This is a genomic window from Pleomorphomonas sp. PLEO (assembly GCF_041320595.1).
Taxonomy (GTDB): Bacteria; Pseudomonadota; Alphaproteobacteria; order Rhizobiales; family Pleomorphomonadaceae; genus Pleomorphomonas.
Genome location: NZ_CP166625.1, coordinates 4,138,122 through 4,163,231, shown reverse-complemented (window position 1 = coordinate 4,163,231; position 25,110 = coordinate 4,138,122). Strand labels below are relative to the sequence as shown.

22 protein-coding genes and 1 tRNA gene are annotated in these 25,110 nt (G+C 63.1%); 16 read left to right on the top strand and 7 right to left on the bottom strand.

Translation table 11 applies throughout. From position 1 onward, the window contains the following. Nucleotides 1-81 precede the first annotated feature (81 nt). From AB6N07_RS19320 to AB6N07_RS19295, 6 genes are all read left to right on the top strand, one after another. Nucleotides 82-1,071, top strand: a complete 990-nt coding sequence (locus tag AB6N07_RS19320) for an ABC transporter permease (RefSeq protein ID WP_370674685.1) — start codon at nucleotides 82-84, stop codon at nucleotides 1,069-1,071. Further along, nucleotides 1,068-1,895, top strand: a complete 828-nt coding sequence (locus AB6N07_RS19315) for an ABC transporter permease (protein WP_370674684.1) — start codon at nucleotides 1,068-1,070, stop codon at nucleotides 1,893-1,895. Before AB6N07_RS19320 ends, AB6N07_RS19315 begins: the two co-directional genes overlap by 4 nt. Next, nucleotides 1,892-2,674, top strand: a complete 783-nt coding sequence (locus AB6N07_RS19310) for an ABC transporter ATP-binding protein (protein ID WP_370674683.1) — start codon at nucleotides 1,892-1,894, stop codon at nucleotides 2,672-2,674. The genes AB6N07_RS19315 and AB6N07_RS19310 overlap by 4 nt, the downstream gene beginning before the upstream one ends. Then, on the top strand, nucleotides 2,671-3,456 hold the full coding sequence (locus AB6N07_RS19305) for an ATP-binding cassette domain-containing protein (protein ID WP_370674682.1): 786 nt from the start codon (nucleotides 2,671-2,673) through the stop codon (nucleotides 3,454-3,456). The genes AB6N07_RS19310 and AB6N07_RS19305 overlap by 4 nt, the downstream gene beginning before the upstream one ends. After that, nucleotides 3,453-4,490: an alanine--glyoxylate aminotransferase family protein gene (locus AB6N07_RS19300; RefSeq protein ID WP_370674681.1), complete on the top strand. Its 1,038-nt coding sequence runs from the start codon at nucleotides 3,453-3,455 to the stop codon at nucleotides 4,488-4,490. Before AB6N07_RS19305 ends, AB6N07_RS19300 begins: the two co-directional genes overlap by 4 nt. A gap of 38 nt (nucleotides 4,491-4,528) precedes the next feature. After that, nucleotides 4,529-4,602 (top strand) — tRNA-Gly (locus tag AB6N07_RS19295). Between the two features lie 106 nt (nucleotides 4,603-4,708). On the opposite strand, the gene AB6N07_RS19290 is transcribed toward AB6N07_RS19295, so the two are convergent. Further along, the gene (locus AB6N07_RS19290) at nucleotides 4,709-8,707 is read right to left on the bottom strand and encodes a hypothetical protein (protein WP_370674680.1); all 3,999 of its coding nucleotides are present in this window, start codon (nucleotides 8,705-8,707) and stop codon (nucleotides 4,709-4,711) included. Between the two features lie 293 nt (nucleotides 8,708-9,000). Beyond that, nucleotides 9,001-9,183 carry a hypothetical protein gene (locus AB6N07_RS19285; protein WP_370674679.1) on the bottom strand — a complete coding sequence of 61 codons (183 nt, stop codon included), beginning with the start codon at nucleotides 9,181-9,183 and terminating at the stop codon, nucleotides 9,001-9,003. 427 nt (nucleotides 9,184-9,610) lie between these two features. Between AB6N07_RS19285 and AB6N07_RS19280 the strand changes: the two genes are divergently transcribed. From AB6N07_RS19280 to nifH, 7 genes are all read left to right on the top strand, one after another. Continuing rightward, nucleotides 9,611-10,210 carry a hypothetical protein gene (locus AB6N07_RS19280; RefSeq protein WP_370674678.1) on the top strand — a complete coding sequence of 200 codons (600 nt, stop codon included), beginning with the start codon at nucleotides 9,611-9,613 and terminating at the stop codon, nucleotides 10,208-10,210. A gap of 172 nt (nucleotides 10,211-10,382) precedes the next feature. Next, on the top strand, nucleotides 10,383-10,535 hold the full coding sequence (locus tag AB6N07_RS19275) for a hypothetical protein (protein WP_370674677.1): 153 nt from the start codon (nucleotides 10,383-10,385) through the stop codon (nucleotides 10,533-10,535). 347 nt (nucleotides 10,536-10,882) lie between these two features. Further along, nucleotides 10,883-12,397 carry a nitrogenase component 1 gene (locus AB6N07_RS19270; RefSeq protein ID WP_370674676.1) on the top strand — a complete coding sequence of 505 codons (1,515 nt, stop codon included), beginning with the start codon at nucleotides 10,883-10,885 and terminating at the stop codon, nucleotides 12,395-12,397. Between the two features lie 13 nt (nucleotides 12,398-12,410). Then, complete coding sequence (locus tag AB6N07_RS19265) at nucleotides 12,411-13,814, top strand: nitrogenase component 1 (protein WP_370674675.1); 1,404 nt, start codon at nucleotides 12,411-12,413, stop codon at nucleotides 13,812-13,814. Further along, the gene (locus AB6N07_RS19260) at nucleotides 13,811-14,203 is read left to right on the top strand and encodes a NifB/NifX family molybdenum-iron cluster-binding protein (RefSeq protein WP_370674674.1); all 393 of its coding nucleotides are present in this window, start codon (nucleotides 13,811-13,813) and stop codon (nucleotides 14,201-14,203) included. Before AB6N07_RS19265 ends, AB6N07_RS19260 begins: the two co-directional genes overlap by 4 nt. Beyond that, nucleotides 14,200-15,141, top strand: coding sequence for a radical SAM protein (locus AB6N07_RS19255; protein ID WP_370674673.1), 942 nt, complete (start codon nucleotides 14,200-14,202; stop codon nucleotides 15,139-15,141). The genes AB6N07_RS19260 and AB6N07_RS19255 overlap by 4 nt, the downstream gene beginning before the upstream one ends. A gap of 168 nt (nucleotides 15,142-15,309) precedes the next feature. Next, on the top strand, nucleotides 15,310-16,179 hold the full coding sequence (gene nifH, locus AB6N07_RS19250) for a nitrogenase iron protein (RefSeq protein ID WP_370674672.1): 870 nt from the start codon (nucleotides 15,310-15,312) through the stop codon (nucleotides 16,177-16,179). A 147-nt stretch (nucleotides 16,180-16,326) separates the two neighbouring features. On the opposite strand, the gene AB6N07_RS19245 is transcribed toward nifH, so the two are convergent. The 3 genes from AB6N07_RS19245 to AB6N07_RS19235 are packed head-to-tail and all read right to left on the bottom strand — an operon-like array spanning nucleotide 16,327 to nucleotide 19,640. Continuing rightward, nucleotides 16,327-17,382, bottom strand: a complete 1,056-nt coding sequence (locus AB6N07_RS19245) for an amino acid ABC transporter permease (RefSeq protein ID WP_370674671.1) — start codon at nucleotides 17,380-17,382, stop codon at nucleotides 16,327-16,329. Then, complete coding sequence (locus tag AB6N07_RS19240) at nucleotides 17,379-18,575, bottom strand: amino acid ABC transporter permease (RefSeq protein WP_370674670.1); 1,197 nt, start codon at nucleotides 18,573-18,575, stop codon at nucleotides 17,379-17,381. Before AB6N07_RS19240 ends, AB6N07_RS19245 begins: the two co-directional genes overlap by 4 nt. Before the next feature lie 27 nt (nucleotides 18,576-18,602). Continuing rightward, nucleotides 18,603-19,640: an amino acid ABC transporter substrate-binding protein gene (locus tag AB6N07_RS19235; protein ID WP_370674669.1), complete on the bottom strand. Its 1,038-nt coding sequence runs from the start codon at nucleotides 19,638-19,640 to the stop codon at nucleotides 18,603-18,605. 285 nt (nucleotides 19,641-19,925) lie between these two features. Here AB6N07_RS19235 and AB6N07_RS19230 point away from each other — a divergent pair, with 285 nt between their 5' ends. Next, nucleotides 19,926-20,369, top strand: coding sequence for an Rrf2 family transcriptional regulator (locus tag AB6N07_RS19230; RefSeq protein ID WP_370674668.1), 444 nt, complete (start codon nucleotides 19,926-19,928; stop codon nucleotides 20,367-20,369). 4 nt (nucleotides 20,370-20,373) lie between these two features. Here the strand turns inward: AB6N07_RS19230 and AB6N07_RS19225 are convergent, their stop codons facing one another. Together AB6N07_RS19225 and AB6N07_RS19220 are read right to left on the bottom strand one after the other, a co-directional pair. Beyond that, on the bottom strand, nucleotides 20,374-21,429 hold the full coding sequence (locus AB6N07_RS19225; protein ID WP_370674667.1) for an isopenicillin N synthase family dioxygenase: 1,056 nt from the start codon (nucleotides 21,427-21,429) through the stop codon (nucleotides 20,374-20,376). Between the two features lie 112 nt (nucleotides 21,430-21,541). Next, complete coding sequence (locus AB6N07_RS19220; RefSeq protein ID WP_370674666.1) at nucleotides 21,542-22,198, bottom strand: RBBP9/YdeN family alpha/beta hydrolase; 657 nt, start codon at nucleotides 22,196-22,198, stop codon at nucleotides 21,542-21,544. A gap of 301 nt (nucleotides 22,199-22,499) precedes the next feature. Between AB6N07_RS19220 and AB6N07_RS19215 the strand changes: the two genes are divergently transcribed. Both AB6N07_RS19215 and AB6N07_RS19210 read left to right on the top strand, forming a co-directional pair. Then, nucleotides 22,500-23,678: an aminotransferase gene (locus AB6N07_RS19215; protein WP_370674665.1), complete on the top strand. Its 1,179-nt coding sequence runs from the start codon at nucleotides 22,500-22,502 to the stop codon at nucleotides 23,676-23,678. Further along, nucleotides 23,675-25,108, top strand: a complete 1,434-nt coding sequence (locus AB6N07_RS19210; protein ID WP_370674664.1) for an FAD-binding oxidoreductase — start codon at nucleotides 23,675-23,677, stop codon at nucleotides 25,106-25,108. Before AB6N07_RS19215 ends, AB6N07_RS19210 begins: the two co-directional genes overlap by 4 nt. Nucleotides 25,109-25,110: the final 2 nt, after the last annotated feature.

The window sequence follows — 25,110 nt, the reverse complement described above, 5'->3', positions numbered from 1 at the left end:
TTGATGCCGCTGGAGCATTTCAAGAATGGTAGTCCAGATGCCTCGGCTTCCAAGCCGGAAAGCAGCCGGGAGACTTGAAGCTTGCATCGCGCCCTGATCCTCGTCAGGCGGCGGGCGTTCAGCGCCATTCCTGTGCTGCTGATCGTCGTGGTCGCCACTTTCTTGCTGCTGGAGGCCGCGCCGGGCGACGCCGTCGACGCCTATCTGCTCTCGGCAGGCGGTGGCGACGCGGCGCTGGCCGCCGGATTGCGCGCCCAGTATGGGCTCGATCAATCGCTTGTCTCCCGCCTGTTGCTCTATGTCGCCGCGCTCGGCCGGCTCGACCTCGGCTGGTCGGTGGCCTTCGAGCGGCCGGTCAAGGATCTCATTTTCGAGCGTCTGCCGACCACGCTGCTGCTGATGGGGTCGGCCACCGCCTTGTCCTTCGGCCTCGGCTCGCTCTTGGGCGTCGTTGCCGGCAGCCGGCCGGGCTCCTTCCGCGACCGTGCCTTGTCGATCGGCGCGCTGACGCTCTACGCCATCCCCGGTTTCTGGCTGGGGCTCGTGCTGGTGCTGATCTTTTCGGTTTCGCTCAGATGGCTGCCGATCGCCGGCATCGAGACCATCGCCTCCGGCAAGCACGGCCTTGCCCGTGGCCTCGACATCGCCCGCCATCTGGCGCTGCCGGTCGCCGCCCTCGGCTTCATCTATCTTGCCTTGTTTCTCCGGGTGATGCGCACCGCCATGGCTGAGATCTGGCGGCAGGACTTCATACTGGCGGCGCGTGCCAAGGGGCTCACCCGTCGCCGCATCATCTGGCGGCACGTCGCGCGGGCGGCGCTGTTGCCGCTGATCACCGTGCTTGGATTGCAATCGGCCGGCATGCTGGGCGGCTCGGTGGTCATCGAGAGCGTCTTCGCCATTCCCGGCTTCGGACGGCTGGCCCAGGAGGCGGTGGCCGGCCGCGATGCGCCGCTGTTGATCGGCATCATCCTGACGTCGGCGGTGCTGGTGATCCTCGTCAATCTTGTTGTCGATCTGCTCTACGCCGTCCTTGATCCGCGCATTGGCGCTTCGGAGACCTCGGCATGAGCTTTCTCCGCCGGCTGCTCTCCAGCCCGACGGGCGCCATCGGCGTCGCACTGCTGTCCATCATCGCCGCCGCCGCGCTGCTCGCCCCGTGGATATCCCCCGGCGATCCCCTCAGCATCGCCGGCCCGGCGCTGCTGGCACCCTTTACCGACCCGGCGCTGCCGTTCGGCACCGATCGGCTCGGCCGCGGCGTGCTGGCCGGTCTGCTTCATGGCGCCCGCACCTCGCTGGTGGTCGGCATCGCGGCGGCGGCCGCCTCGGTGCTGCTCGGGTCGGTGGTCGGCACCATCGCCGGCTTTGCCGGTCGGCTGGTCGACGAAGCGCTGATGCGCGTGGTCGATGCCTTCCAGATCGTGCCGGGCTTCCTGTTGGCGCTGGCCTTCGTGTCGGTGGCCGGCGGCTCGCTCGGCACCGTCATCATTGCCATCGCGCTTTCCTCATGGGCGCAGCCGGCCCGCCTCGTTCGGGCCGAAGTGCTGTCCATCCGCGAGCGCGACTACGTCGCCGCCGCCCGCGTCATCGGCATGCATCCGCTGGAAATCGCGTTCAAAGAGATATTGCCCAACGCGCTGCCGCCGGTGCTGGCGCTGGCGGCGGTGATCGTCGCGGCGGCCATCCTCACCGAAGCCGCGCTGTCCTTCCTGGGTCTCGGCGACCCCAACGTCGTCACCTGGGGCTCGATGATCGCAGAAGGACGCAACGTGCTGCGCGCCGCGCCCTTCCTGTCGGTGATCCCCGGCATCGGCCTCGTGGTGGCGGTGCTCGGCGTCTACCTGGTCAGCGAGGCGGCCGGCGAAGCGCTGGGCCGGGGAGGGCGGTCATGACGACGCTCGCTCGCATCGCCGATCTCACCGTCACCTATCGCCGTGCCACCGCATCGGCCCTCTCCGGTGTGTCCCTCGATATCGAAGCCGGCGAAATCCTGGCGATCATCGGCGAGAGCGGCTCCGGCAAGTCGACGCTGGCCCGCGCCATCGCCGACCTGCTGCCCGAGCGGACAGAGGTCGCCGGCACCCTCCGCTGGCCCGATCTCGATGGCACGCCGCGCGCTGGCCGCGACATCGGCTATGTCTTCCAGGATCCCGGCTCCAGCCTCAATCCGGTGCTGTCCATCGGCGAACAGGTTGGGGAGGGCGCGCGCCGCCATCTCGGTCTCAGCCGTCGCGAGGCCGATGCGGAAGCCATGCGCCTTCTCGCCCGCGTTCACCTGCCGGAGCCGGAGCGCATCGCACGCGCCTTCCCCCATCAGCTCTCCGGCGGCCAACGGCAGCGGGTGGCGATCGCCGCCGCCATCGCCGCCCGGCCGCGCCTGCTGATCGCCGACGAGGTCACCTCGGCGCTCGACGTGGTGGTGCAGGCGGCGATCGTCGAACTCCTCGTCGAACTGGTGCGCGCCGAAAACATGACGCTGGTGTTCGTCACCCACGATCTGGCGCTGGCCTCCGGCATCGCTGACCGCGTCGCCGTGATGGCCGCCGGCCGTCTCGTCGAGCTGGGGCCGGCCGCCGAGGTGGTCGCCGCGCCCAAGGCGGCCGAGACGGCGGCGCTGATCGCCGCGCATATCGATCTGGCAACGCCGCCTCTCGTCGGGGAGGCATCATGAGCGAGCCGCTGCTCATCGCCCGCGATCTGCGCCAAACCTTTGTAAGTGGCGGGCGCCGCGTCGTCGCACTCGACGGCGTGTCGCTGGCCATCGCACCCGGCGAGACGCTGGGGCTCGTCGGCAGCTCCGGCTGCGGCAAGTCGACGCTGGCGCGCGTGCTAACCCGCCTCATGGCGCCGGAGAGCGGTTCCATCGCCTTCATGGGCGACGACTGGCTGGCGCTCGGCGGTGGCCGCCTGCGCGCCGCCCGGCGGCACATGCAGATGGTGTTCCAGGACCCGCTCGCCGCCTTCAACCCGCGCGCCACGGTGAGCGGTGTCATTGCCGACGCGCTGCGCATTCACGCCGTGGTTGCCAAGGCGGAGCGCGCCGCCGAAGTCGCCCGGCTGATCGACCGGGTCGGCCTGTCGTCCGGCTTGGTCGGGCGCTCGATCCGGGACATCTCTGGCGGTCAGCGCCAGCGGGTGGCCATCGCCCGCGCCATTGCCGTCGGGCCGCGCCTCATCGTCCTCGACGAAGCGGTGTCGGCGCTCGACGTTTCGGTGCGCGGCCGTATACTGGAGCTGTTGGTCGACCTGCAGCGGGAAACCGGCGTCGGCTATCTCTTCATTTCGCACGACCTCGCCGTGGTGCGCGCCGTCTCCCATCGCATCGCGGTGATGGCCGCCGGTCGCATCGTCGAGCAAGGGCCGGCCGCCAGCGTTATCACCGCGCCGTCCTCCGACGTCCTGAAAGATCTGATCGGCGCCGTGCCGCGCCTCAAGGGAGAGCCGCCAGCATGAACGACTTTGATCCCGCCAGCCTCCTCGACCCGCCGGCGTTCCCGGCCGATCGTGTCGCCGGTCTCGCCGACCGCCTCGCCCGGCTGATCGGTACGTCGGGCGACGTGTTGCTCGTGCAGGCCGAGGCGGTGGTGGCGCTCGAAGCGGTGGCGGTCAGCCTCGGCCGGCCGGGCTTCAAGGTCATCAACATCGTGACCAGCCCTTATGGCGTCTGGTTCGGCCGTTGGCTGCGGCGGGCCGGCGCCAGCGTCGTTGAAATTCGCGCCGAAGCGGCACGGCCGGTCAGCACGCGGGCGGTGGCGGCGACGCTCGATGCCCATCCCGATGCCAAGTTGCTGGCCCTGGTGCATGCGGAATCGGCGAGCGGCATCTGCAATCCGCTGGAGGCCATCCTGCGCCTTGCCCGTGAGCGCGACATGCTCACCGTCGTCGACGCGGTTGCTTCGCTGGGCGGGCATTCCTTCGCCGCCGATGCCATGGGGGCAGATGTCGTCGTTATCGGACCGCAGAAGGCGCTGGCCGGGCCAGCCGGCATCTCCGCCGTCTCGGTCAGCAAGCGCGCCTGGGCCGAGATCGACCGTCCCGACGCGCCTGCGACCTCGACCCTGTCGCTCCTCGACCAGAAGCGGCTCTGGCTCGATGCTGGCAGGGGCGCCCTGCCGGGCACACCGCCGCCGCTGGAACTCTGGGCGCTCGCCGCCGCGCTCGACCGCGTCGAGGCCGAGGGGATCGACAGCATCATTGATCGCCACACTGAGGCCGCCACCGCGGCCCGCGATGGCCTCCAGGCGCTCGGGCTGAAGCCGTGGGCAGGGCCGGAGGAGGCGTCGCATCTCGTCACGACTTTCGCGGTGCCGGCCGATGTCGACATCGCGCCCCTCCTCGACCAGCTCAGAGCCACCGACCCGGAATTCTCCCTGGGCGTCGGGGCTGGGGCCGAGCGCCTCATCCGCCTCAATCACACCGGCCGCCGCGCCGATCCGGCTGTGGTTCATGCGATGATCTCAGCGCTGGCGGACGTGTTGCGCCGTTGACAAGCCGCCCGCGTCTCCATAAATATCCGCCCATCGAAGCGGGTGTAGCTCAATGGTAGAGCAGCAGCCTTCCAAGCTGAATACGAGGGTTCGATTCCCTCTACCCGCTCCAGATTTCACATCCTTTAAACGTTTTCACCTACAGCGCAGCGCTAGGCTGGTCTGAGCGTGTGGCGTTCTAGGTTCTTTAGATTCTGGTCACCGGAGACGTCCTTCCTTTAATGCTTAGGGCTTCCTTCTTGAGAAGGAAGAAGACAAGAAAAGCTGTCGGAGGGCAGGCGGAGGTGATCTATCCACACTGATCTAGTATGAAGTTCTGAGCGGCGCGTATCCAACGCCTTCCTTAGAGGTTCAGCTAGGCGACTACTAACGTTGCTCGACTTCTCACGAAGCTGGCGCATAATAAAAACCAAAACTGAAATTCTAGCATCTGAGCCGATTAAATCGCCGTTGAGTATGCGTATCGCAACCTCACTTACCGTATCTCGATCTTCGTTTGAAAGAAGATCTTCGCAATCTCGACAAACGTCACTAGAAGTCCCAGAAATCATCCGTAAAAGCGCGACAGATTCTCTTACACGTCTCTCGTCTGTTGGTTGATACAGAAAGGCGCCGGAGTCGAGCTTGGAAATTGCGCTTCTAATGTCTTCCTGAGAAGAAGACCTAATTGACAACAATATTAGTTGGATCAGCTCTCTTGTATTTGAGATATTAAACAGGGCAACTAACGCACCGAGATCAACATCCAGGGTCTGGTCACTGTCGCACCGCTTTATCAATTCGACCAATTCAGCGAGAAGCGATGGATCCTGAAAAACCTGCAAATCGAACATAGAAAGATCCGCAGCGCGAATGTAACTACATTGCACAAGCAAGTGCAAAAGCCTTCGGGCTAGTTCCGGCGATTTGCAACTGTGGGGCGGTGCGCCTAGAAGCGCCGTATGAGCCGCGTTGATGAGGTGCTTGTTTATAAGCGGGTGCGTCACCTTTGAGGCCGCGTCGGCTAACCGATCTGAGGTATTTAGCGCTTCGGCATTGTTAGAAATAGAAACTGACAAAATCGGGGGGGCTCCGACCGTTGCCACATCGCGCCCAAAGAATCGACCAGACTCTAAATACGCAAGATCCGCTTGAGTAACTCCTATTTCAAGCCAGCGGCGCTCAGCAGACTTCCACTCCTTTAATCCCGCTCTCTCACCGTCTCTTACTTCGTTGGCGATTTTCAAAAGAGCTGCTGGGTCCTGAGACTCGCAGATCAGAGTCGCCAATGGCCAGGGTAACAACCAAAGGAACGATCGGGCTGTTTCAAACGAATGAAGTGCGATAATGGTCGCCGCATCGTGAAGAGACTTTTTGCTCGGTCGGTCGATAAATGACGCTGCGGCCTGGAACGCGCACCAAAGATTTCTATCGAGGTAAGTTCGATTGTAAACTCTAAAAGAGTCCGCTGCGTTTAGTAGAACTTGCAACGTTGCAAAGGGACTCTCTATCCCGAGAACTTTTATTAAGCGTCTTGAATGGTCAAAGCCAAGCCCCGTGGGCAACAGACTGCATAAATCGGAATGAGAGTTGCGTTCGGACTCATCCTGAAAATGTCGTAGTGACTGCGAGAAATCCCGTAAAGTGGTTTTACAATTTGGTCCTGCCGACGCAACTGTCAGAGTTGCGAGCTGAATAAGTTGCGCATTATCTAGAGGGGCCGTTGCTTGGCTAAGCGCGAGTAGAGAGGCCTGCGTGTCTTTCGGCCACATACTCACAATCAGTGTGGTCGCCCACTCGCTATGCTCGCGAGTCATTCTGAACAGCAGCTTCCAGGCAGCCGAAGCTCCAGTGGAAGAGCCATCTTTAATGCGTTCACGAAGCAAGGCTTCCGCTAGGTCGAGCGTAGTGGAATCCCACACTGTTACGAGGCGATCATCATAACTATCGGGACCTAAAGAAAGTAAATCCATACTGTGTTGCAGTAACGGCCGTCTAGAGTGGGGGTGATCTAGACCTATGCCATCCGAAATAAGCTCTAGGGCGAGTTTCGCTCCGTTCTTTACGAGTAAATCGGGCTCCGCAGAGTCCATTTGGCGAGGAATGTTGACAATTGTCGCGCGCCTGTAGTGGAAGCTATCGTCGGCGAAGCAGCGGCTGGCTGCGATCAAGAAAACATGTCTCCAATGCGCTTTTCCGGCGATATAAGCCAGTCGCTCTTCCATTAGTGCTTCGTCACCAGATGTTAGGGCTGCCGCAGCCATAAATTCCTGAAGAGAGCGGACGTCAAATTGGATTTGTTCCTCTTCTTGTGTTGACAAGAGCACAAGTCGATTGAGCGCAAGCTCCATAAGTTCTTTTACGCGAGTTTCAACTTCTGCAGTGGAGAAACCTTCAGAGACTAAATATTTATGGACTAAATCGCGGAACCGAGCGTGAGACAATTTACCTCCTGCCCCGCCTTGTTGCTCGCTATCTGTTTGGAGCACAAGCCCCGCTCGGTGATGTATTGGCCCGAGGTGACTCAAATGACGTTCAAGAATTCTCTGCGTCTGGCCACCCTTTGCTCGCTCGCGGCGCTTTAGCACCTCAAAATATTCGTTGAAGAGTGTCCAACGGGCAGTGGGTACACCTCCTCCTGTGTCAATGATGAAATGGAGTATAGTAACCTGTAACGGAGAAATCATTAATCGGGCAGTTGCAGGTTGACGGGAAGCTTCGTTTAGCATCGCCTCCACGTCCTCTCGACGATGTTTATCATCTGGATATCTCGCCTCGCCCAGCGCTTTCGCATACTTCAGTGCTTCGTCGCGATTCAGCTCGGCCAACCGCCAGTGCTCCCACAGATCGGGATCAAGGTCTTTATTATATCCTTGTGGGCGAGTGGTAACGATCGTTAATATGTCCGCGTTCGCGGCGGCGATTTCTGTAAAGAACTGCGAGATCGCGTCGAGAATGGCCGGACGCTCGCCAGTGGGAGGTACTTCATCTAGGCCGTCTAGTACCAATAGCCAAGGATGGAGTTCTATCCAGGCTCGTAAGTCGTCTTTAGTAATGTCTTGGTCTGACGATAGCGCGAATTCGGATGCTATATATGAAAGCAGCGAGGGAATATCGCGCTCAAGTTGGCGTTGTTGGCTGATGCGATCGGCAAACCGTGGCAGTGAAATGTGAACAGGGTACCTGTGCGGGATAGATCGCGGGATCCCCTCTGCTTCTGCTCGCTTTAGAATTTCTGGAACGAGCCGCTTTACATTATGATCTCGTCGTGTGGCTGGGTCTGCTTCTAGGAGCGTTGCACGGAAAATTTGTGTCAAAAACAAAGTAGCTGTTGATTTACCTTGCCCAGGGCCACCGACCAAAACTATTCTACTTCTACTCGGCCCACTTGTGCCGATAGTGTCCTCTTCGTCGGCTAGGGTTTCTGGGTCGAGCTTTTCTCTTGCTCTGTCGACAAGCCGCGCCACGGCGCAGTTAGATAAGTGCTCGTAAGGTTGCATCTCTGATCCCAGCCCCGGCCGTGATGATGGAAGGGGTAGATCTATAAAAATTTGGCTAGTTCGGATTTGGGCGTCGCCGACACTACCGGCATCCTTTAGGCGAACGAACTGATCTCTGTGCAACATATTCTTAAGAGAGCGGCCGGCGACGTGTTTGAACTCCGGCCGTAGTGTATTTGCGCTCTGCAGGATCTTGTTCAATACGTCACCCGGAGTGATCCAGGCCGCATATGATTGCCTGATACCGGGAGCATCCGCCAAGAAATCTACAATCTTGTCACCCGACCAAACGTCGACCCCCTTGACACCAAACTCTCCTTTCCATGCCTTGAGCGCGTCCTCTATTTTCGTGTATCCACCGGTGCGGAGCTTTTTTGTTTTTGGCGCCACCCCGTCGCTACCGGATAAAGAAATGTTGGTCGCGAGGATATAGTATTCCGGTTTTCGTATGGCCGGGTGACTCGATTTATATTTTCTAAATTCAGCGGACAGCTGCCTTATCAACCATTCTACATCATCTGGTCGCCCAGCGTTTTCTCTGAATTTTGCTTGTACAACTAAGTATCCCTGCCATCCCTTGGATTCGTACCCTCCAAGTTTTCCTTCGAAAACAAAATCACGTCCTCCATCGGGACCTGGAGAAAACACGGTACCTCCAGGTCCGAATGATCGGAAACAAAGGGCGCGAACGAGACGTTCGAATCCTGTGGGATTTAGGCGAGTGAGATCCCAATCCATGGCAAGCTTCCAAACTCTACTTCCGGAGATATAGGCGGTCGGGAATAAACTATGACGCGCAAGAGGCTCATACAATTAGAGGTATGCCTATCGGTCCATTCGCGAGAAGTTACGAGAATCAACGAACGAGCGCTTGGATCGCGATTAGGCGTGTGGCTTTCACCTCGGTTTGAAGACGCCAACCCTCATCCCGTATGAATGAACAACATCGCGAGCGCGTAAAGCTCTTGCAATGTTGGGCAAATCCATTCGAGACGGGAGGCGGATGTGCGGACGTAGCCAAGTGAGGGCGATCAATGAGCATCGCCTGCCTCATCGAAAACATGGCCGCCGCTGGCGCGCCCATCGACGCCATCGTTCTCGCTGTCCGTGAGATCGAGGAAAGAGGCGCCGTCGATGCCGAGCGTCGCGCCAGGGCTACCGAGCGCAAGCGCCAGCAGCGTGAGAGGGAGCGTGACAGGAAGCGTGACGGTCACGCGACGGTCACCGGACAGTCGCACGACACCCCCCGTCCCCCCTCTTTCCCCCACACCCCCAAACACCCCCCTATATCCCCCCAGACTACACCGGACGGGGTGCGCGACGCGGATTCGAACTCGGGCTCGGAAACTCAGTCCGCCTCGATGCCGAACTCGGAGCCGGATGGCGAGACGCTGGCTCGGGAATTGGCGGATGCCGGGGGAGAGGCGCTGGCCAACCCTGCCTCATCGCCGGGGCTGCTCGTCCTCTCCGATCCGATCAACTGGATCCGCAACGGTTGCGACCTCCAGGCCGACATCCTGCCAACCATCCGGGCCCGATGTAGCCGGGCCAGACCATCGAGCATCCGTTCCTGGAGCTACTTCACCGAAGCCGTCTGCCAAGCCCGCGACAACCGCCTGAAACCAGCACCGGAGCCAAACAGTGTCCAATCCTTCCGCGCTTCCCGCAGCACTTGCCGGCCTGCTGCGGCCTCACCTCACGACGCTATCCTTGCCTCCTTCGCTCGCCGAGCTGGAGCGCACCTTGCGGCCCGAGGAGGCGGCGAGCCGGACCCCGACCTTGAGCCGGGCGCTGACCCCGGACGAACGATCGATCTTGTCGCAGTTGGTCGATGATATCGCCCCGCTTGCCGAGGCCAAGCCCGACGCGTTCAATTCGCTGAGGCAGGTCGCCAAGCTCCTCGCGGTGTTTCCCGCTGGCAACCTTAGCGACGCGGTTATTGACGCCCGCTCGGAAGCCTACGAGATCGCCCTCGAAGATGTGCCGGCTTGGGCGGTCGAAGCCGCCGCCAAGCGCTGGATCAAGGGCGAGGTGGCCATCCTCGGCGACAAGCCGAACCTCTCTTTCCCGCCATCGCCGCCTCAGCTCCGCGCGCTGGCGCTCGATGAATGGGCGGGGGCACGCGCGGCGCTGTGGCGCTATCGGCGGTTGATGGACGGAAAGACGGAGCGGGTGGTGCCGCTGGACAAGCGGAGGCCGCTGTCAAAGGAGATGTTTCAGTGCCTGAAGGGCATGGCCTGATGAGCGATCATGGCCATCCCAATCCGCTAACGATCCATTATCCAAAGAGAATCTGAAGGCGACCTTCAGAACTTGCGATTAGGTCTGAGGGGCTTTCTCGCCTATATTGAGGGTGCAAAAAGAAAACAGAGAAAGAGGCCGGAAACCTCCGGTCTGGAAAAGGAAAACCGAAATGTTCGCCACCCTCAAGCGTACCGCCAAGCTCCTCCGCGCCCCCACCCAGGCTGAGCGCGATCTGGCCTACCTCAACGAAGCTGGCGACCGCTACGACCTCGAAGCCCGCGAGCGCAACCTGAACAGCCGCAACCGTGGCCTTGGCCTCTGAGGATCTGACGGCAAGTTAGCCGACCAGCAAAACGACGACGTTGAGCGCTCGAAACCTGACCGGTTCGAGCGCTTTGTCGTATCCGCGATCTGCTCAAATGAAGACGCCATGTGAATTAGGTAAAACACCTTAAGTAATTAATACTAATAGATAAACCTGAAAATGAGTTCTCGGGCTTTGTCGGTTTCGGGGCAAAAACTGCTCTCAGCGGACGCCATTTAAAATACTAAATCTATCGTCTAATCTTCACCCGTGATCTCCTGAAAGCCAGAGGTCGCTGAGGAAGTCGATTTTGTCCCTTCGCGACCGGTTCGTTCCGAGCGACCCGCCGACAGGGATAACACCATATGCCGATCAATCTTCGCACCCCGCAGGCCGAAACGCGCGACCAGCGCCTCGGCACCATAACCCAATGGGATGGCCCTGCTTCCCAACTGGCCAAGGATTCCGCCTTCACCTTTGGCTGTGGCCGCGATTGCGGCCCCGGTGGCAAGCGGCTGTGCGAGTTGAATAGCCCTTATTCGCAGGCGTCGATGTGCGCCGAGCAGATCGCGGTCACCAACGCCACCATCATCAAGGACACGGTAGTTATCCAGCATTCGCCGATCGGCTGTGCGTCGAGCCAGTCCTCCACTTCGCGCTATTCCCGCGATCTCGCCGCCCGGCGCGGTTGGAAGCCGGAAGATCCCAAGTCGATCTGTACCAATCTCGGCGAACAGGACATGGTGTTCGGCGGTGTCGAGCGCCTCGCCGAGACGATCCGCGAAGCTTACCAGCGGCACAATCCCCGCGTGATCTTCGTCGCCACCTCCTGCGCCACCGGCATCATCGGCGATGACGTCGATGGCACGGCTCGCCAGCTTGAGGATGAACTCGGCATTCCCATCGTCGCCTTGCACTGCGAGGGCTTCAAGTCGCGGCACTGGTCGTCGGGCTGGGACGTCATCGAGCATGGCATCCTGCGCCGCCTGGTGCCGGACCGGACGCAGGAGAAGAACCCCGATCTTCTCAACGTTATCCACCTCGGCGGGTCGGACGTGTTCACGCCGCTGGTCGGGCCGCTCGGCCTCAAGGTCAACCTGATCATGGGTGGCAACTCGCTCGAACGCCTCGCCGACCTGTCGACGGCGGCGGCGACGGTGACCATGTGCTTCGTGCTCAGCTATCTCGCCACCGGTCTCGAGCAGGAATACGGCGTGCCGGAAATCCGCGCGCCGCTGCCCTACGGACAGGACGCCACCGACAACTGGCTGCGTGATATCGCCCGCGTCACCCACCGCGAACATCTGGTCGAAGCAGTGATCGCCTCCGAACGCGCCCGCATCTCACCAGAGCTCGAACGGCTGCGCGGTCTGCTGAAGGGCAAGAAGGGTTTCGTCGCCGCCGGTGCCGCCTTCGCCCATGGCCTGATCGCCGACCTGCGCGAACTCGGGGTCACCGTCGATGACGCCTATTCCTTCCACCACGATCCCTCGACCGACAGCCGCGATCCGGAGCAGGATTCCCTCGGCCATCTCATCCAGACGACCGGCGACATCGAGAACTTCACGGTCAGTGCAGACCAGCATTTCCAGACGCACGCTGCGCTGAAGCGCTCCAACCCGGACTTTGTCATCTGCCGCCATTCCGGCACCACGGCGACCCTGGCCGGCCGGTTGGGCATTCCGGTGCTGCCGATCTTCTATTCGAACGACGGTCTCGGCTACGAGGGCCTTTTGACCATCGGCCGCGCCATCCTGCGCGTTCTGCCGCGCCGGCGCTTCTACGAGGACGTCGCCGCCCATTCCTCCTTCCCCTACCAGAAGTGGTGGCTGGAAGAGACCAACCCCTACGCCCTCGACACCGCCGAAGCCGCCGAGTGAGCCGGAGAGATCGATGAACGTCGTCAGTCCTATTTCCCACGACACGTCCGGTTCGTTCGCGGCCCCGCCGGGGCCGATCGAGCAGGTGCGCTATGCCTGCGCCCTCGGCGCGCTCACCTCGGTGATCGCCATCGAAGGGGCGATCCCGATCACCCATTGCGGCCCCGGCTGCGCTTCCAAGCAGTTCAACGCGCTGTCCGGCATCTCCGGCTATCAGGGCGGGGAATTCCACGTTCCCTCCACCAACATCGGCAACAAGGAGGTGATCTTCGGTGGCGCCGACCGGCTCGACGAGCTGATCTCCTCGACGCTGAAGGTCATGGAGGCCGAGCTTTACGTCGTTCAGTCCGGCTGCATTCCCGGCCTCGTCGGTGACGACGTTGGGAACCTGGTGAAGAGCTACCAACGGCGTGGCGTGCCCATCGTGTTCGCCGAAACGCTCGGGTATCGCGGCACCAACTTCACCGGCCATGAGACCGTGGTGAAGGCGATCATCGAGCAGTATGTGGCAAGACAACCGGCCTTGCCGAAGCAGGCTGGCCTCGTCAACGTCTGGGCGCTGCTGCCCTACCAGAACCCTTTCTGGCGCGGCGATCTCACCGAAATCCGTCGCCTCCTCGAAGGCATCGGTCTTGAGGTGAACATCCTGTTCGGCCCGGCTTCGGCCGGTCTTTCGGAATGGCGCGCCATACCCTCGGCCGAGTTCAACCTCGTGCTCAGCCCTTGGCTCGGCCTTTCAATCGCCCAGGACCTCGAAGCTGAATACGACCAGTCGACGCTGCACATCCCGGCATTGCCGGTCGGTGCGCGCGAGACGGCGGCCTTCCTGCGCAAGGTGGGCGACCATGCCGGCATCGACCGACAGAAGGTGGACGCCTTCATCGCCCGCGAGGAGAAGACCTACTATCACTACCTGCGCGATTTCGCCCATTTCTACGCCGGCTGTACCAGCCAGTATCGGCTGCCGTCCGAAGTGAACATCGTCGCCGACAGCGCCTACGCGCTCGCCGTGGCCAAGTTCCTGGTCGGCGATCTCGGCCTCAATCCCGGTGTCGTCGTCATCACCGAGAACCCGCCGGAGACCGAGCGCGCGGCGATCCGCGCCGCCTTCCGCGATCTGGCCCCCGGCATCGACGCCGATCCGCTGTTCGAATCCGACGGGCATAAGGCGCATGCCGTCCTTCGCGCCCATCCGCGCGTCGGCGAACTGCCGATTGTCTTCGGCTCGACCTGGGAAGCCGGCGTTGCCGGCGAGATCGGCGCACCGCTGGTCGAGATCAGCTACCCGGTGACCGACGAGGTGGTGCTGTCGCGCTCCTACATCGGCTATCGGGGCGCGCTGCAACTGATCGAGCGCACTTACACGACGGTGGTGCGTCAGTCGACCGAGGAGAACCCGGAGGCGGCTGCGCTATGACGGCATCCTCCGATCCGGCCCTTTCCTCCGGCGCGGTCCGCGTCGCCATCGGCACGTCGACTGGGGCGCGCGTCAGCGAGCATTTCGGCCACGCCACCCGCTTCGAGATCTGGGAGGTCGGCCCCGCCGGCTCACGCTTTCTCGAAACACGCAACAACCGCCCCGCCTGCGGCTCGGGCTGTGGCGACCGGGCCGAAGCGGTGATGGACGCCTCGGTGGCGCTGATTGCCGACTGCAAGGCGGTGGTGGTGTCGCGGCTTGGCGAATGCGCCATCAACCGACTGACAAAGCTCGGCATTCTCGCCTTCGAAACCGACGACACGGTTGACGATACTGTCCGCCAGCTCGCCGCCTTCGATGGCCTGTTCACCGCGGAGGCCGTGGCATGAGCGATCCAGGCATATCCTCCTCGGCCTGTGCCGCCCATGGCATGCGGCAGGCCGCCATGCAGCCGGCTTTCCCCGATCTCGAGGGCAAGCATCCCTGCTTTTCGACCACGGCGGAAGGCCACGCCAAGGCGGCGCGACTGCATCTTCCCGTTTCGCCGCTCTGCAATATCGCCTGCGCCTTCTGCCGGCGCGATTTCAATCGCGTCGAACATCGCCCAGGCGTGGCGGCCCGACTGCTGAAACCCGCCGAAGCGGTCGAGGTGGTGGACCGCGCCGTCCGCCTCATTCCCAACCTCTCCGTCGTCGGCATCGCCGGTCCCGGCGATCCGCTGGCCAGCGATCATGCCATCGAAACCTTTGCCCAGATCCACGCGCGCTGGCCGGATCTGACTCTCTGCGTCTCCACCAACGGCCTGCAACTGCCGGCCCGCGTCGACGACCTCAAAGCAGCCGGCGTGACCACGCTGACCGTGACGGTGAATTCGGTCGATCCGGACATACAGGCGACGATCACGCCCAAGCTGGCCTGGGAGCGCAAAAGGATCGATGGCGTCGCGGCGGGCAAGCGACTGATCGACAGCCAGCTCAAGGGCATCGCCCGCGCCGCCGAACTCGGCTTCACCATCAAGATCAATACGGTGCTGATCCCGACCATCAACGACCACCACATCGGCGACATCGCCAGGACGGTGGCGGCGGCTGGAGCGCGGATGATCAACATCATCCCTCTGATCCCCGAGCATCAGCTCAAGCACCTCAAAGAACCGGGCTTCGTCGAACGGCACAAGGCGCGCGCCGCCGCCGCGCAGCATCTCAAGGTGTTCACCCATTGCCAGCGCTGCCGGGCCGACGCCGCCGGCGTGCCGGGCCTCACCGACTACACAGCCGAGCTCTACGGCGACGATCTCCAGACAGAGCCCACCTTCTCCCACGGCTAGGAGCTGCCCTGAAATTCTACTGGGACGGTCATCTGGCTTCGCTTCCTCCGCTTCCGGTGCTCACGGGCCTTAAGCCCGCTCCGCTCCGGTTCTCGGAACCATCGCCATCTGACGCGCCCCAGCGAATTTGAGAGCAGCTCCCCTCATCACCCCCTCAAGGAGTCATTTATGTCCCGCAAACCCAAGCAGATCGCCATCTACGGCAAGGGCGGCATCGGCAAGTCGACCACCACCTCCAACATTTCCGCCGCGCTCGTCGAGGCCGGCTACAAGGTGATGCAGTTCGGCTGCGACCCGAAGGCCGACTCCACGACGACGCTGCGCGGCGGCGAGTACATCCCCTCGGTGCTCGATCTCCTGGCCGAGAAGCGCCGCGTCGATGCCCGCGAGGCCGTGTTCAAGGGGTTCGGCGGCATCTATTGCGTCGAGGCCGGCGGCCCGGCGCCCGGCGTCGGCTGCGCCGGTCGCGGCATCATCACCGCTGTCGAACTCCTAAAGCAGCAGCGCGTCTTCGAAGACCTCGACCTCGATTTCGTCATCTACGACGTGCTCGGCGACGTGGTCTGCGGCGGCTTCGCCGTGCCGGTGCGCGAGGGCATCGCCGAACACGTGTTCACCGTGTCGTCGGCCGACTTCATGGCCATCTACGCCGCCAACAACCTGTTCCGTGGCATCGAAAAGTTCTCGAGTTCGGGCGGTGCGCTGCTCGGCGGCATCATCGCCAACTCGATCAACACCGACTTCCAGCGCGACATAATCGAGGATTTCGCAGCGAAGACCTCGACGCCCATCGTTCAGTTCGTGCCGCGCTCGCTCACCGTCACCCAGGCCGAGCTGTCCGGCAAGACCACCATCGAAGCGGCCCCCCAGTCCGAACAGGCCGACGTCTACCGCGCGCTCGCCCGCCACATCGCCGGCCACGAGCATTCCAAGGTGCCGACGCCTCTCAGCCAGTCCGAGCTGCGTGATTGGTCGGCGCGCTGGGCCGAGCACATCGTCCAGATGGAGCGGGCAGAGCGGGCGCGGGCTGTGGCCTAAGCCGCGCGGCTGACAGACGACATAAAGGGCCGGGGATCAAACCTCCGGCCCTTTTTTCTGCCTCAGCGCCTTCCTGCGTCAGGGAGCGCCTTGATCGCGCCGGTCGGGTTGGACGAGCCATGAAGGGCCGGCTAGGGCCCCGAGGCCTTATGGCGTTTTGAGATAGCCTTCCAGCCAGAGGCTGTAGCGCGCGGCGGTAAAGCAAAAGACGAAGTAGACGGCCGCCGCGAACACGTAGGCTTCGGCGTAAAAGCCGATCCAGTTCGGATCGGTCGCCGCCGCTCGGGCTGCGTTGAGCAGATCGAACATGCCGATGATCGCCACCAGCGTCGTGTCCTGAAAGATGCCGACGGCGAGGTTGACGATCGGCGCGATCACCCCCCTCAGCGCCTGCGGCAGCACCACGAGGCGGAGAGTCTGCCATGACGTGAGGCCGAGTGAGGCGGCCGCCTCGGACTGACCGCGTGGCACGGCCTGCAGGCCGGCGCGCACGATCTCGGCAAGGTAGGCGGCAACGAAGATGGAGAGCGCCGCGGCGGCGCGGGCGAACTTGTCGATGGCAGCTCCCGCCGGCAGCATCAGCGGGAACAGCAGTGTCGCCGCGTAGAGGATGGCGATGAACGGTACGCCGCGCACCGTCTCGATCAGCACGACCGCGTAGAGCCTGACGCCGCCGAGCTTTGAGCGGCGCGCCAGCGCCAACAGGATGGCCAGCGGAAAGGCCAGGATGAAGCTGCCAAACGACAGCAGCAACGTCACCGGCAGTCCACCCCATTTCTCGGTCGGCACCGGAGAGAGCGGCCCGCCGCCGCCGAGCAACCAGATGGCGGCAAGCAGGCTGGCGATCCAGGCCGCCGCCAGCTTGCGTCCCCAAAGGCGCGGGGTGGCCGACAGGCCGACAAGGCCGATCAGCAGGGCGATGGCCGCGTAGGCGCGCGGCGCTTCATCCTGCGGATAGAAGCCGAGGACGATGAACTTCAGCTTTTCGCCGATGAAGGCCCAGCAGGCGCCGGAGGCCGCCTTGCAGCTTTCGGCATTGCCGAAGAAGGTGGCGTCGGTCAGCAGCCACCGGACCATCGGTGGGAACGCCAGCGCGGCGAGGATCAGCACGACGGTGGACAGGGCGAGGTTGCCCCGGCTGCCGACAGTCGCCTTCAGGACGGGCGATCTGTCGAGGAGGGATGGCGGACGCAACGCGCTCATCGCCGGTCTCCCCTCAGCACGTGGCGGCGATTATAGGCGTTCATGACCATCGAGGTGGCAAGGCTGAGCGTCAGGTAGGCGCCGAGCATCAGCACGATCACCTCCAGGGCCTGGCCGGTGACGTTGGCAGTAGTGTTGAGGATGCTGACAAGATCGGGAAAGCCGATGGCGACGGCCAGCGACGAATTCTTGGTGAGGCTGAGATAGCTCGACGTCATCACCGGCAGGATGATGCGGAGCGCCTGCGGCAGCACCACGAGACGCATGACGGAAAATGGCCTGAGACCGAGCGAACGGGCGGCCTCCCACTGGCCGCCGGGGATGGCGAGGATGCCGCCGCGCACCGTTTCGGCGATGGAGGCGGAGGCATTGACGGCCAGCCCCAGCATCAGCGCGGCGAATTCCGGCGTCATCGAGATGCCGCCGCGAATGTTGAAGCCCTTGAGGCTGGGAACGTCGAATGTGAAGGCAACGCCGAACCCGCTAGCGATCGCCACCGGCAGCAGAACGGCGGCGAGATAGGCCAGGACCACGGCACGGCGTGGCGAGGGGCCCGCGAGGTGGCGACGAAGCTTCAGAATGAGGCGCATGGCGAGGACGGCACCAACGATCGCCACGGCCAAAGTCGCACCATGGCCACCAGTGTCGATCGCCGGCAGGAACAGGCCGCGACTGGAAAGGAGGACGCCGGGGAGCGGCGATAGCGCCTGTCTGGGGCCGGGCAGCAGGTGGATCACCGTGTTCCAGGCAAACAGCTGCAGCAGCAGCGGCGTGTTGCGCAGCAGTTCGACATAGGCCTGCACCAGGCGGGAAACCAACGGATTGGCCGAAAGGCGGGCGATGCCCAAGGTGACGCCGAGCACCGTTGCGAGGAGGCAGCCGAGCGCCGAGACGGCAATGGTGTTGAGAAGGCCGACCAGCGCCGCACGGGCGTAGCTGTCACCGGCGGCATAGGCGATGAATCCCTCGCCGATCTCGTAGTTGGCGGCATGCTCCAGAAATGCAAAGCCGGGCGTAAGGCCGAGCCGCGCCATGTTGGCGACGAGGTTGCGGCCGAGCCAGAAAACGGCCAATAGCGTACCGAGGTAGAGGGCGATCTGGGCGAGTGGCCAACCGCCTAGCCACAGACGAACGAAAGTGAGAATACCGGGCCGCGTACGGCCCGGTTCCTCGGTTTCGGCAGATGCGTTCATGACGCCATCGACCATGGCAGTCGTCTCTCAGCGGAACGGCGGCGAGTAGATGAGACCGCCCTTGGTCCAGAGCTGGTTGTAGCCGCGCTCGAAGGCGACCGGCGTTTTCGGGCCGATGTTCCGGTCGAAGATCTCGCCGTAATTGCCCACCGCCTTGATGATGTTGTAGGCGAACTTCGGATCGAGACCGATGGCTTCGCCGAGCGACGTGTCGACGCCGAGGAAGCGCTTGATCGCCGGATCCTCACTCTTCAGGAACTCGTCGACATTGGCCTGGGTGATGCCAAATTCCTCAGCCTGGATGGTGGCGTAGACCGTCCAGTTGACGATCTCCAGCCAGCGGTCGTCGCCGGCGCGAACGGCGGGTACCAAGGGTTCCTTGGATAGGCGCTCGGGCAGCACGATGTAGTCGTCGGGTTTGGCGAGCTGACTGCGGCGGATGGCGAGGTCGGAACTGTCCTGCGTCAGCGCGTCGACGCGCCCGGATTCGAGGGCGGCGACAAACTCCTTGGAGTCCTCGATGACCACCGGCGTGTACTTCTTGCCCGTCTTGCGGAAGAAGTCGGCGATGTTGAGTTCGCCCGTGGTGCCCGACTGCACGCCGATGGTGGCGCCATCGAGATCGGCCGCCTTGCTGACGCCGAGCGACTTGTTCACCAGGATGCCCTGGCCGTCATAGAACAGGACCGGACCGAAGTGGAAGCCGAGCTTGAAGGCGCGCGTGATGGTCTGGGTTACGCCGGAGAGCAGGATATCGAACTCGCCGGCCTGCAGGGCCGGCAGGCGCTGCTGCGGCGACGACGAGGTGAACTCGACCTTGTTGGGATCGTTGAAGACGGTGACGGCCAACGCCCGTCCGAAATCGACGAAGAAGCCCTGCCACTTGCCGTTGGAATCGGGGGCGAAGAAACCCGGAGACGTGCCGACGCCGACCTTGATGAGACCGCGCTGCTGGATGGCGTCCAGCGTGGGGCCTGCTTTAGCCGTGCTGAGGAACGCACCGCTGACGGCAACCGCCACGGCCGCCGCCCGAAGGCCCTGGCTTAGCCCGAAATGAAATGACATGAGAGCACCTATCAAAAAAGGACGAGCCCGCCTAAGGACTGAGATCGGGGGAGGAGAGAAACCCCGATCGGGGCGGGCTCTGACGCTGAATTGAGCAGGTCCTGTGCAAGGTGCCAAAATATAGACTACTAAATTTATAGCATTATGGCGAATTTCGTTCCATTTCGCGGTGAAGGCACCCGGAACTGCCGATTTCCGCAGTTTTGACGGACCGAAGGCCTCGCGATCGATTGACGACACCCCCGCGCGCCGCTATTTCGGCCTGACTGCGTCTGGAGGCGATCTATGCTGACCAAGAAGGGCAAATACGGTCTCAAGGCGCTGGTCCACCTTGCCCGATCGGAGCCGGGCAAGGCCATCCAGGTGGCTGAAATCGCCGCGCACGAAAATATTTCCAAGAAATTCCTCGATGCCATCATGCGCGATCTGAAGAACGCCGGCTTCGTCCGTTCGTGGAAAGGCCCCGGCGGCGGTTTCGCGCTGAGCCGTCCGGCCGCCGAGATCGTCATCGGTCCGGTGGTGCGGGCGCTCGATGGGCCGCTGGCGCCGATCGCCTGCGCCAGCCGTACCGCTTTCCAGCCCTGTGATGACTGCGGCGACCTTCAGACCTGTTCGGTCCGCATCGTGATGACCGAGGTGAGGGATGCCATGGCCGAGGTGCTCGACCGCACCACGCTCGCCGACATGCTGCTGAAATCCAACGCCGCGACCGTGGCTCTCGCCAACTGACGCGTTAGTAGGCTGAGCCAGGACCGCTGGCGGCCCGTTCTTCCTCAGTCAGAAGGTCGGCATGATGCCGCCTTGCGACGTCGGGGTGCGAACGCAGGCGGCTTTTCAGCGAATTGCGCCCCACTTGCTGGAAGATTGGATTGAGCGCATCGACGGTTACCCCGCGCCGCTTGTCCTTGATCGCCTCTGGCAGGTCGATCACCGGCACCACCGAGTCGACGCGGGCGCCGAGGAAGAAAGCAACCGAGAAGCGCTCGAGGCCGGCCGGTGGCGCCACCACGTCATGCACATCGGCGCGGACGTAGCCCTGCGTCGCCAGTTCTAATACCTCGCCTGTGTTGATGATGAAGGTGCCGGGGACGGGCGGCGCTTCGAGCCATTGCCCTTCCTCGGTGCGGACGCGCAGGCCGCCGACCTTGTCCTGCAACAGCACCGTGACGAACCCGCCGTCCTTGTGGGCGCCGACCCCTTGCGAACTCTCAGCGACGTCGCGGCCGGGGTAGCGGATCAGCTTGAGAAGCTGGGTCGGCAACGGCGTGTAGATGTCGGAGAACACGTCCTCGTCCTGACCAAGCGCCACCGAGATGGCCTTCAGCACCTCAAGGCCGACACGCGTCACCTCAGCCTGATAGCGGAGAATGAGCGGCTTGAAGTCGGCAAGCGTTTCCGGCCACTGGTTGGGGCCGGTCAGCCGGTTCCACGGCTTCTCGGGATCTTCCGGCAGCGGCTCCGCTTCGGTGGCGATGTCGATCTGTTCGCGCCAATCCTTCTCGCCGCGCGTCAGCTCCCAACCCGGCCGGTTGTAGCCGCGAAAATGCGGCGAGTTGGCCATCTCGACCTTGAGCTTTTCCTCGATCGGCAGGCTGAAGAAGCGTCGGGAGGCGGCGAGGACATCGTCGACCAACGACTGCGGTACGCCATGTCCGGTGAGGTAGAAAAAGCCGTGGTCGTAAAGGACGCGGCGCAACTCGTCGATGAAGCGGCCCCGCTCCTCGGCCGAGCCACGAAAGCGGGAAATGTCGACGAAGGGCAGGGTGACGGAGGTTGGCTGGTACGTCATGGACAGGTTCCTCGAAGATGGGCCGGCACTGCGGCGTCCTAAGGTCATTCCAGCATGTCGCCCGCATAGGCGACAGATTTAGTATTCTTTAGATCGCCTCCATCTCGCATTTTCAGTTCGCGGCGGCGGCCTGCGGGAAAATGCTCTTGCGCGTCGCGCTGCCGCAAAAGCCGCCGCCGAGCGCCAGGGATCGACTCCTGACGCCGGCCGTCAGTCGAGCGAGCAGGCTTTGCCCCTCGGGCCAGGCACCGAGATCGGCGGCGGCATTGATGTGGCCGGCGCGACCGGCATCGACATATTCCGCCTCCCACATGCGGGCGAGGATGCGGGCACGGGCAGGCGGCATCCACGGATCGTTACGGCTGCCGACCACGATGGACGGAAAGCCAAATGGTCCGGTTGGAATGGGGGCGAACGAGGCGAGGGCCGGCACATTGGCCATCTGGTTGTCGACGTCGGCCGGCGCCACCAGCAGCGCGCCAGCGATGGCAAGGTCGGGATGGCGGCTGGCGAGGTGGGCGATCAATATGGCGCCCAGGCTATGGCCGACCAGGATCGGGTTTGGATGCTGCTCGATCGCCTCGATCGCCGCCGCGAGCCAGTCCTCGAGATCGGGATGATCCCAATCGCGCTGGTGTACCAGCACCGTCCGGTCCATGAGATCGAGCCAGTGTGCCTGCCAGTGTTCCGGCCCCGAGCCCTGCCAACCAGGAAGAATGAGCGTCGCCATCGGCGTATTCCCTTCGAAAACGGCGGCGGAATGCACCATGGCGCGTTTCCGCTGCAGTCCGGAAAAGGTAAGCGCACCGCCAGCGCTTGTAGTGGTCTGATTTTGCGTTTTCAGCCTCGAAGGCGAATGGCTGTTGCCGCATCGAACCGACAAAAGGACGAAGTGATCCTGCCTCGCGTAAAGCTCGGGAAACGATTCCGTCGGTCGACCGGCGCTACGGGAGCACAACGTTTCCGGCGCCGACCGACATTTCGAATAATATACTTAGGCTATTGCGCCGGTATTCTTATCATCGTCCCCAGGGAACGGCGACCTTCGCCGCGCGACAGGGGACGACGGCATGGTCAGCTCGGTTTTCGGCGCCATCGGCACTTCCATCTTCGAGGCCATGTCACGCCTCGCGGCGGAAACCGACGCCATCAATCTCGGTCAAGGCTTTCCCGAGGGGCTGGAGCCCGAGGCGGTCATTGAGGCGGCGATCGAGGCGCTACGCGCCGGACCGCACCAGTATCCGCCGATGCTCGGCTTGCCGGCGCTGCGCCAGGCTGTGGCCGCCAATACCCGTCGCTTCCTCGATATCGAAGTCGACTGGGAGCAGGAAGTGCTCGTCACCTCCGGAGCGACCGAAGCGCTGAGCGACGCCTTCTTCGGCCTTCTTGAACCGGGCGATGAGGTGATCCTGTTCGAGCCGGTCTACGACAGCTACGCCACCATCATCCGCCGCGCCGGTGGCGTGCCGGTGCCGGTGCGCCTCGAACCGCCCCACTGGGAGCTGCCGACCGACCGCATTCAAAGGGCAATCACGCCGCGCACGCGGGCGATCGTCATCAACACGCCCTGGAATCCGACCGGCCGCATCATCAGCGACGAAGAGCTGCGCTTTCTCGCCGACCTCCTCCTCAAGCACGATCTCATCGCCATCTCCGACGAGGTCTACGAGCATCTGCTTTTCGACGGTCGCCGTCACCGTACGCTGTTTGCTCTGCCGGAGGTGCGTGACCGGGTGGTGCGCATCGGCTCGGCTGGCAAGACGTTTTCGGTCACCGGCTGGAAGGTCGGCTACGTCACCGCCGACAAGCGGCTGCTGGCACCGATCGCCAGGGCGCATCAGTTCATCACCTTCACGACGCCGCCGGCGCTGCAGGCGGCGGTCGCTTTCGGGCTCAACCAGCCGGACCATTATTTCGATGGCCTGCGTGCTACGCTGGCCGAGCGGCGCGATATCCTGGTTGGAGGCCTCAGGGCGGCGGGCTTCAAGGTGGCCGACGTCGAGGCCACCTATTTTGCGCTGGCCGAACTGGGCGACCTCGATCCGGATGGAGACGACTTCGCCTTCTGCCAACGCATTACTCGCGAGGCCGGTGTCGCCGCCGTGCCGATCTCCTCTTTCTACGGCAACCGCGACGTCCGCACTCACATCCGCTTCTGCTTTGCCAAGCGTCGCGAGACGCTCGATGAAGCCGTACATCGGCTCGGTGCATGGCGCGCCAATGGCGGTCTTCGGGCGGCGGCCGAATGAACAGCCCCTTTCGCCTCAGGTCCGATATCGCAAGCGCCATCGCCGAGCTCAAGGCGCGGTTCGGTGCACGGGCGCGTGATTCCGAGGCGGTACGCGGCCATCACGGCAGCGATGAAAGCCATCATCCCGCCAGCTTGCCCGACGTGGTGGTCGAGCCCGAGACCACGGAGGAAGTTGCCGAGGTCGTCCGAATCGCCGGTCGATACAAGATACCGCTCGTTCCCTTTGGCGCCGGCTCGGGCCTCGAAGGCGCGGCAATCCCGGTGCACGGCGGCATCAGCCTCGACACCCTCCGCCTGAACCGCATCCTGGAGATCCGCGAGGCCGACATGATTGCCCGCGTCGAAGCGGGCGTTCGCCGGCAGACGCTCAATACCTTCCTGCGTGATACGGGCCTGTTCTTTCCGGTCGATCCCGGCGCTGATGCGTCGATCGGTGGCATGGTCGGTACCGGTGCTTCCGGCACCAATGCCGTCCGCTTCGGCGTCATGCGCGAGAACGTGCTCGGCCTGACGGTAGTATTGGCCGACGGTCGCATCATCCGCACCGGATCGCTGGCCCGCAAGTCGTCGGCCGGTTACGACCTGACGCGCCTGTTCGTCGGCTCCGAGGGCACGCTCGGCATTGTCACCGAGATCACGCTGCGCCTTCATCCCGTGCCGGACTCGGTGTCGGCCGTTGCCGGCTTTACGACGCTGGAAGGGGCTGTTCAGGCGGTCGTCGACATCAAGCGGATGGGCCTTCAGATCGGCCGCGTCGAGCTGCTCGATAACAGGCTGATCGGTGTGATCGCTCGTCACTCGGCGATCCATCTGCCGGAAAAGCCGACGCTTTATTTTGAATTCCACGGCAGCCAGTCGGAGATCGAAGCCGTTGCCGACGCCGTTGCCGAAATCGTGGCCGAGCATGGCGGCGATCCGATCGCCTGGATGAAGTCGGTCGATGAGGCGCGGGCGCTGTGGGAGACTCGACGGCTCGGTTTGGGTTGGGCGGGCAATGAACGACCGGGCTCGACATCCTGGCCGTCCGACGTCTGCGTGCCGGTGTCGCGCCTCGCCGAGGTGATTGTCGAGACCGAGGCCGACATCGCCGCTTCCACCGTGCCCGCCTATATCGTCGGCCACGTCGGCGATGGCAATTTCCACTGCGTTTTCAAGCTCAAATCCGACGATCCCGCCGAACTGGCCGAGGTTGCCCGCCTCAATGCCCGCATCATCGAGCGAGCGATCGCCGCCGGCGGAACGTCGACCGGCGAACATGGTATTGGCCTCGGCAAGCGCGCGTATCTCGAAGCCGAGCATGGCCATGACGCTGTTGCCGTGATGGCGCTGCTGAAAAAGGCCCTCGATCCCGACAACATCCTCAACCCCGGCAAGGTGCTGCCGGATGACGTCGCGGCGGCCGCTGGCCTGCCGCTGCCCTTCCTTTGACC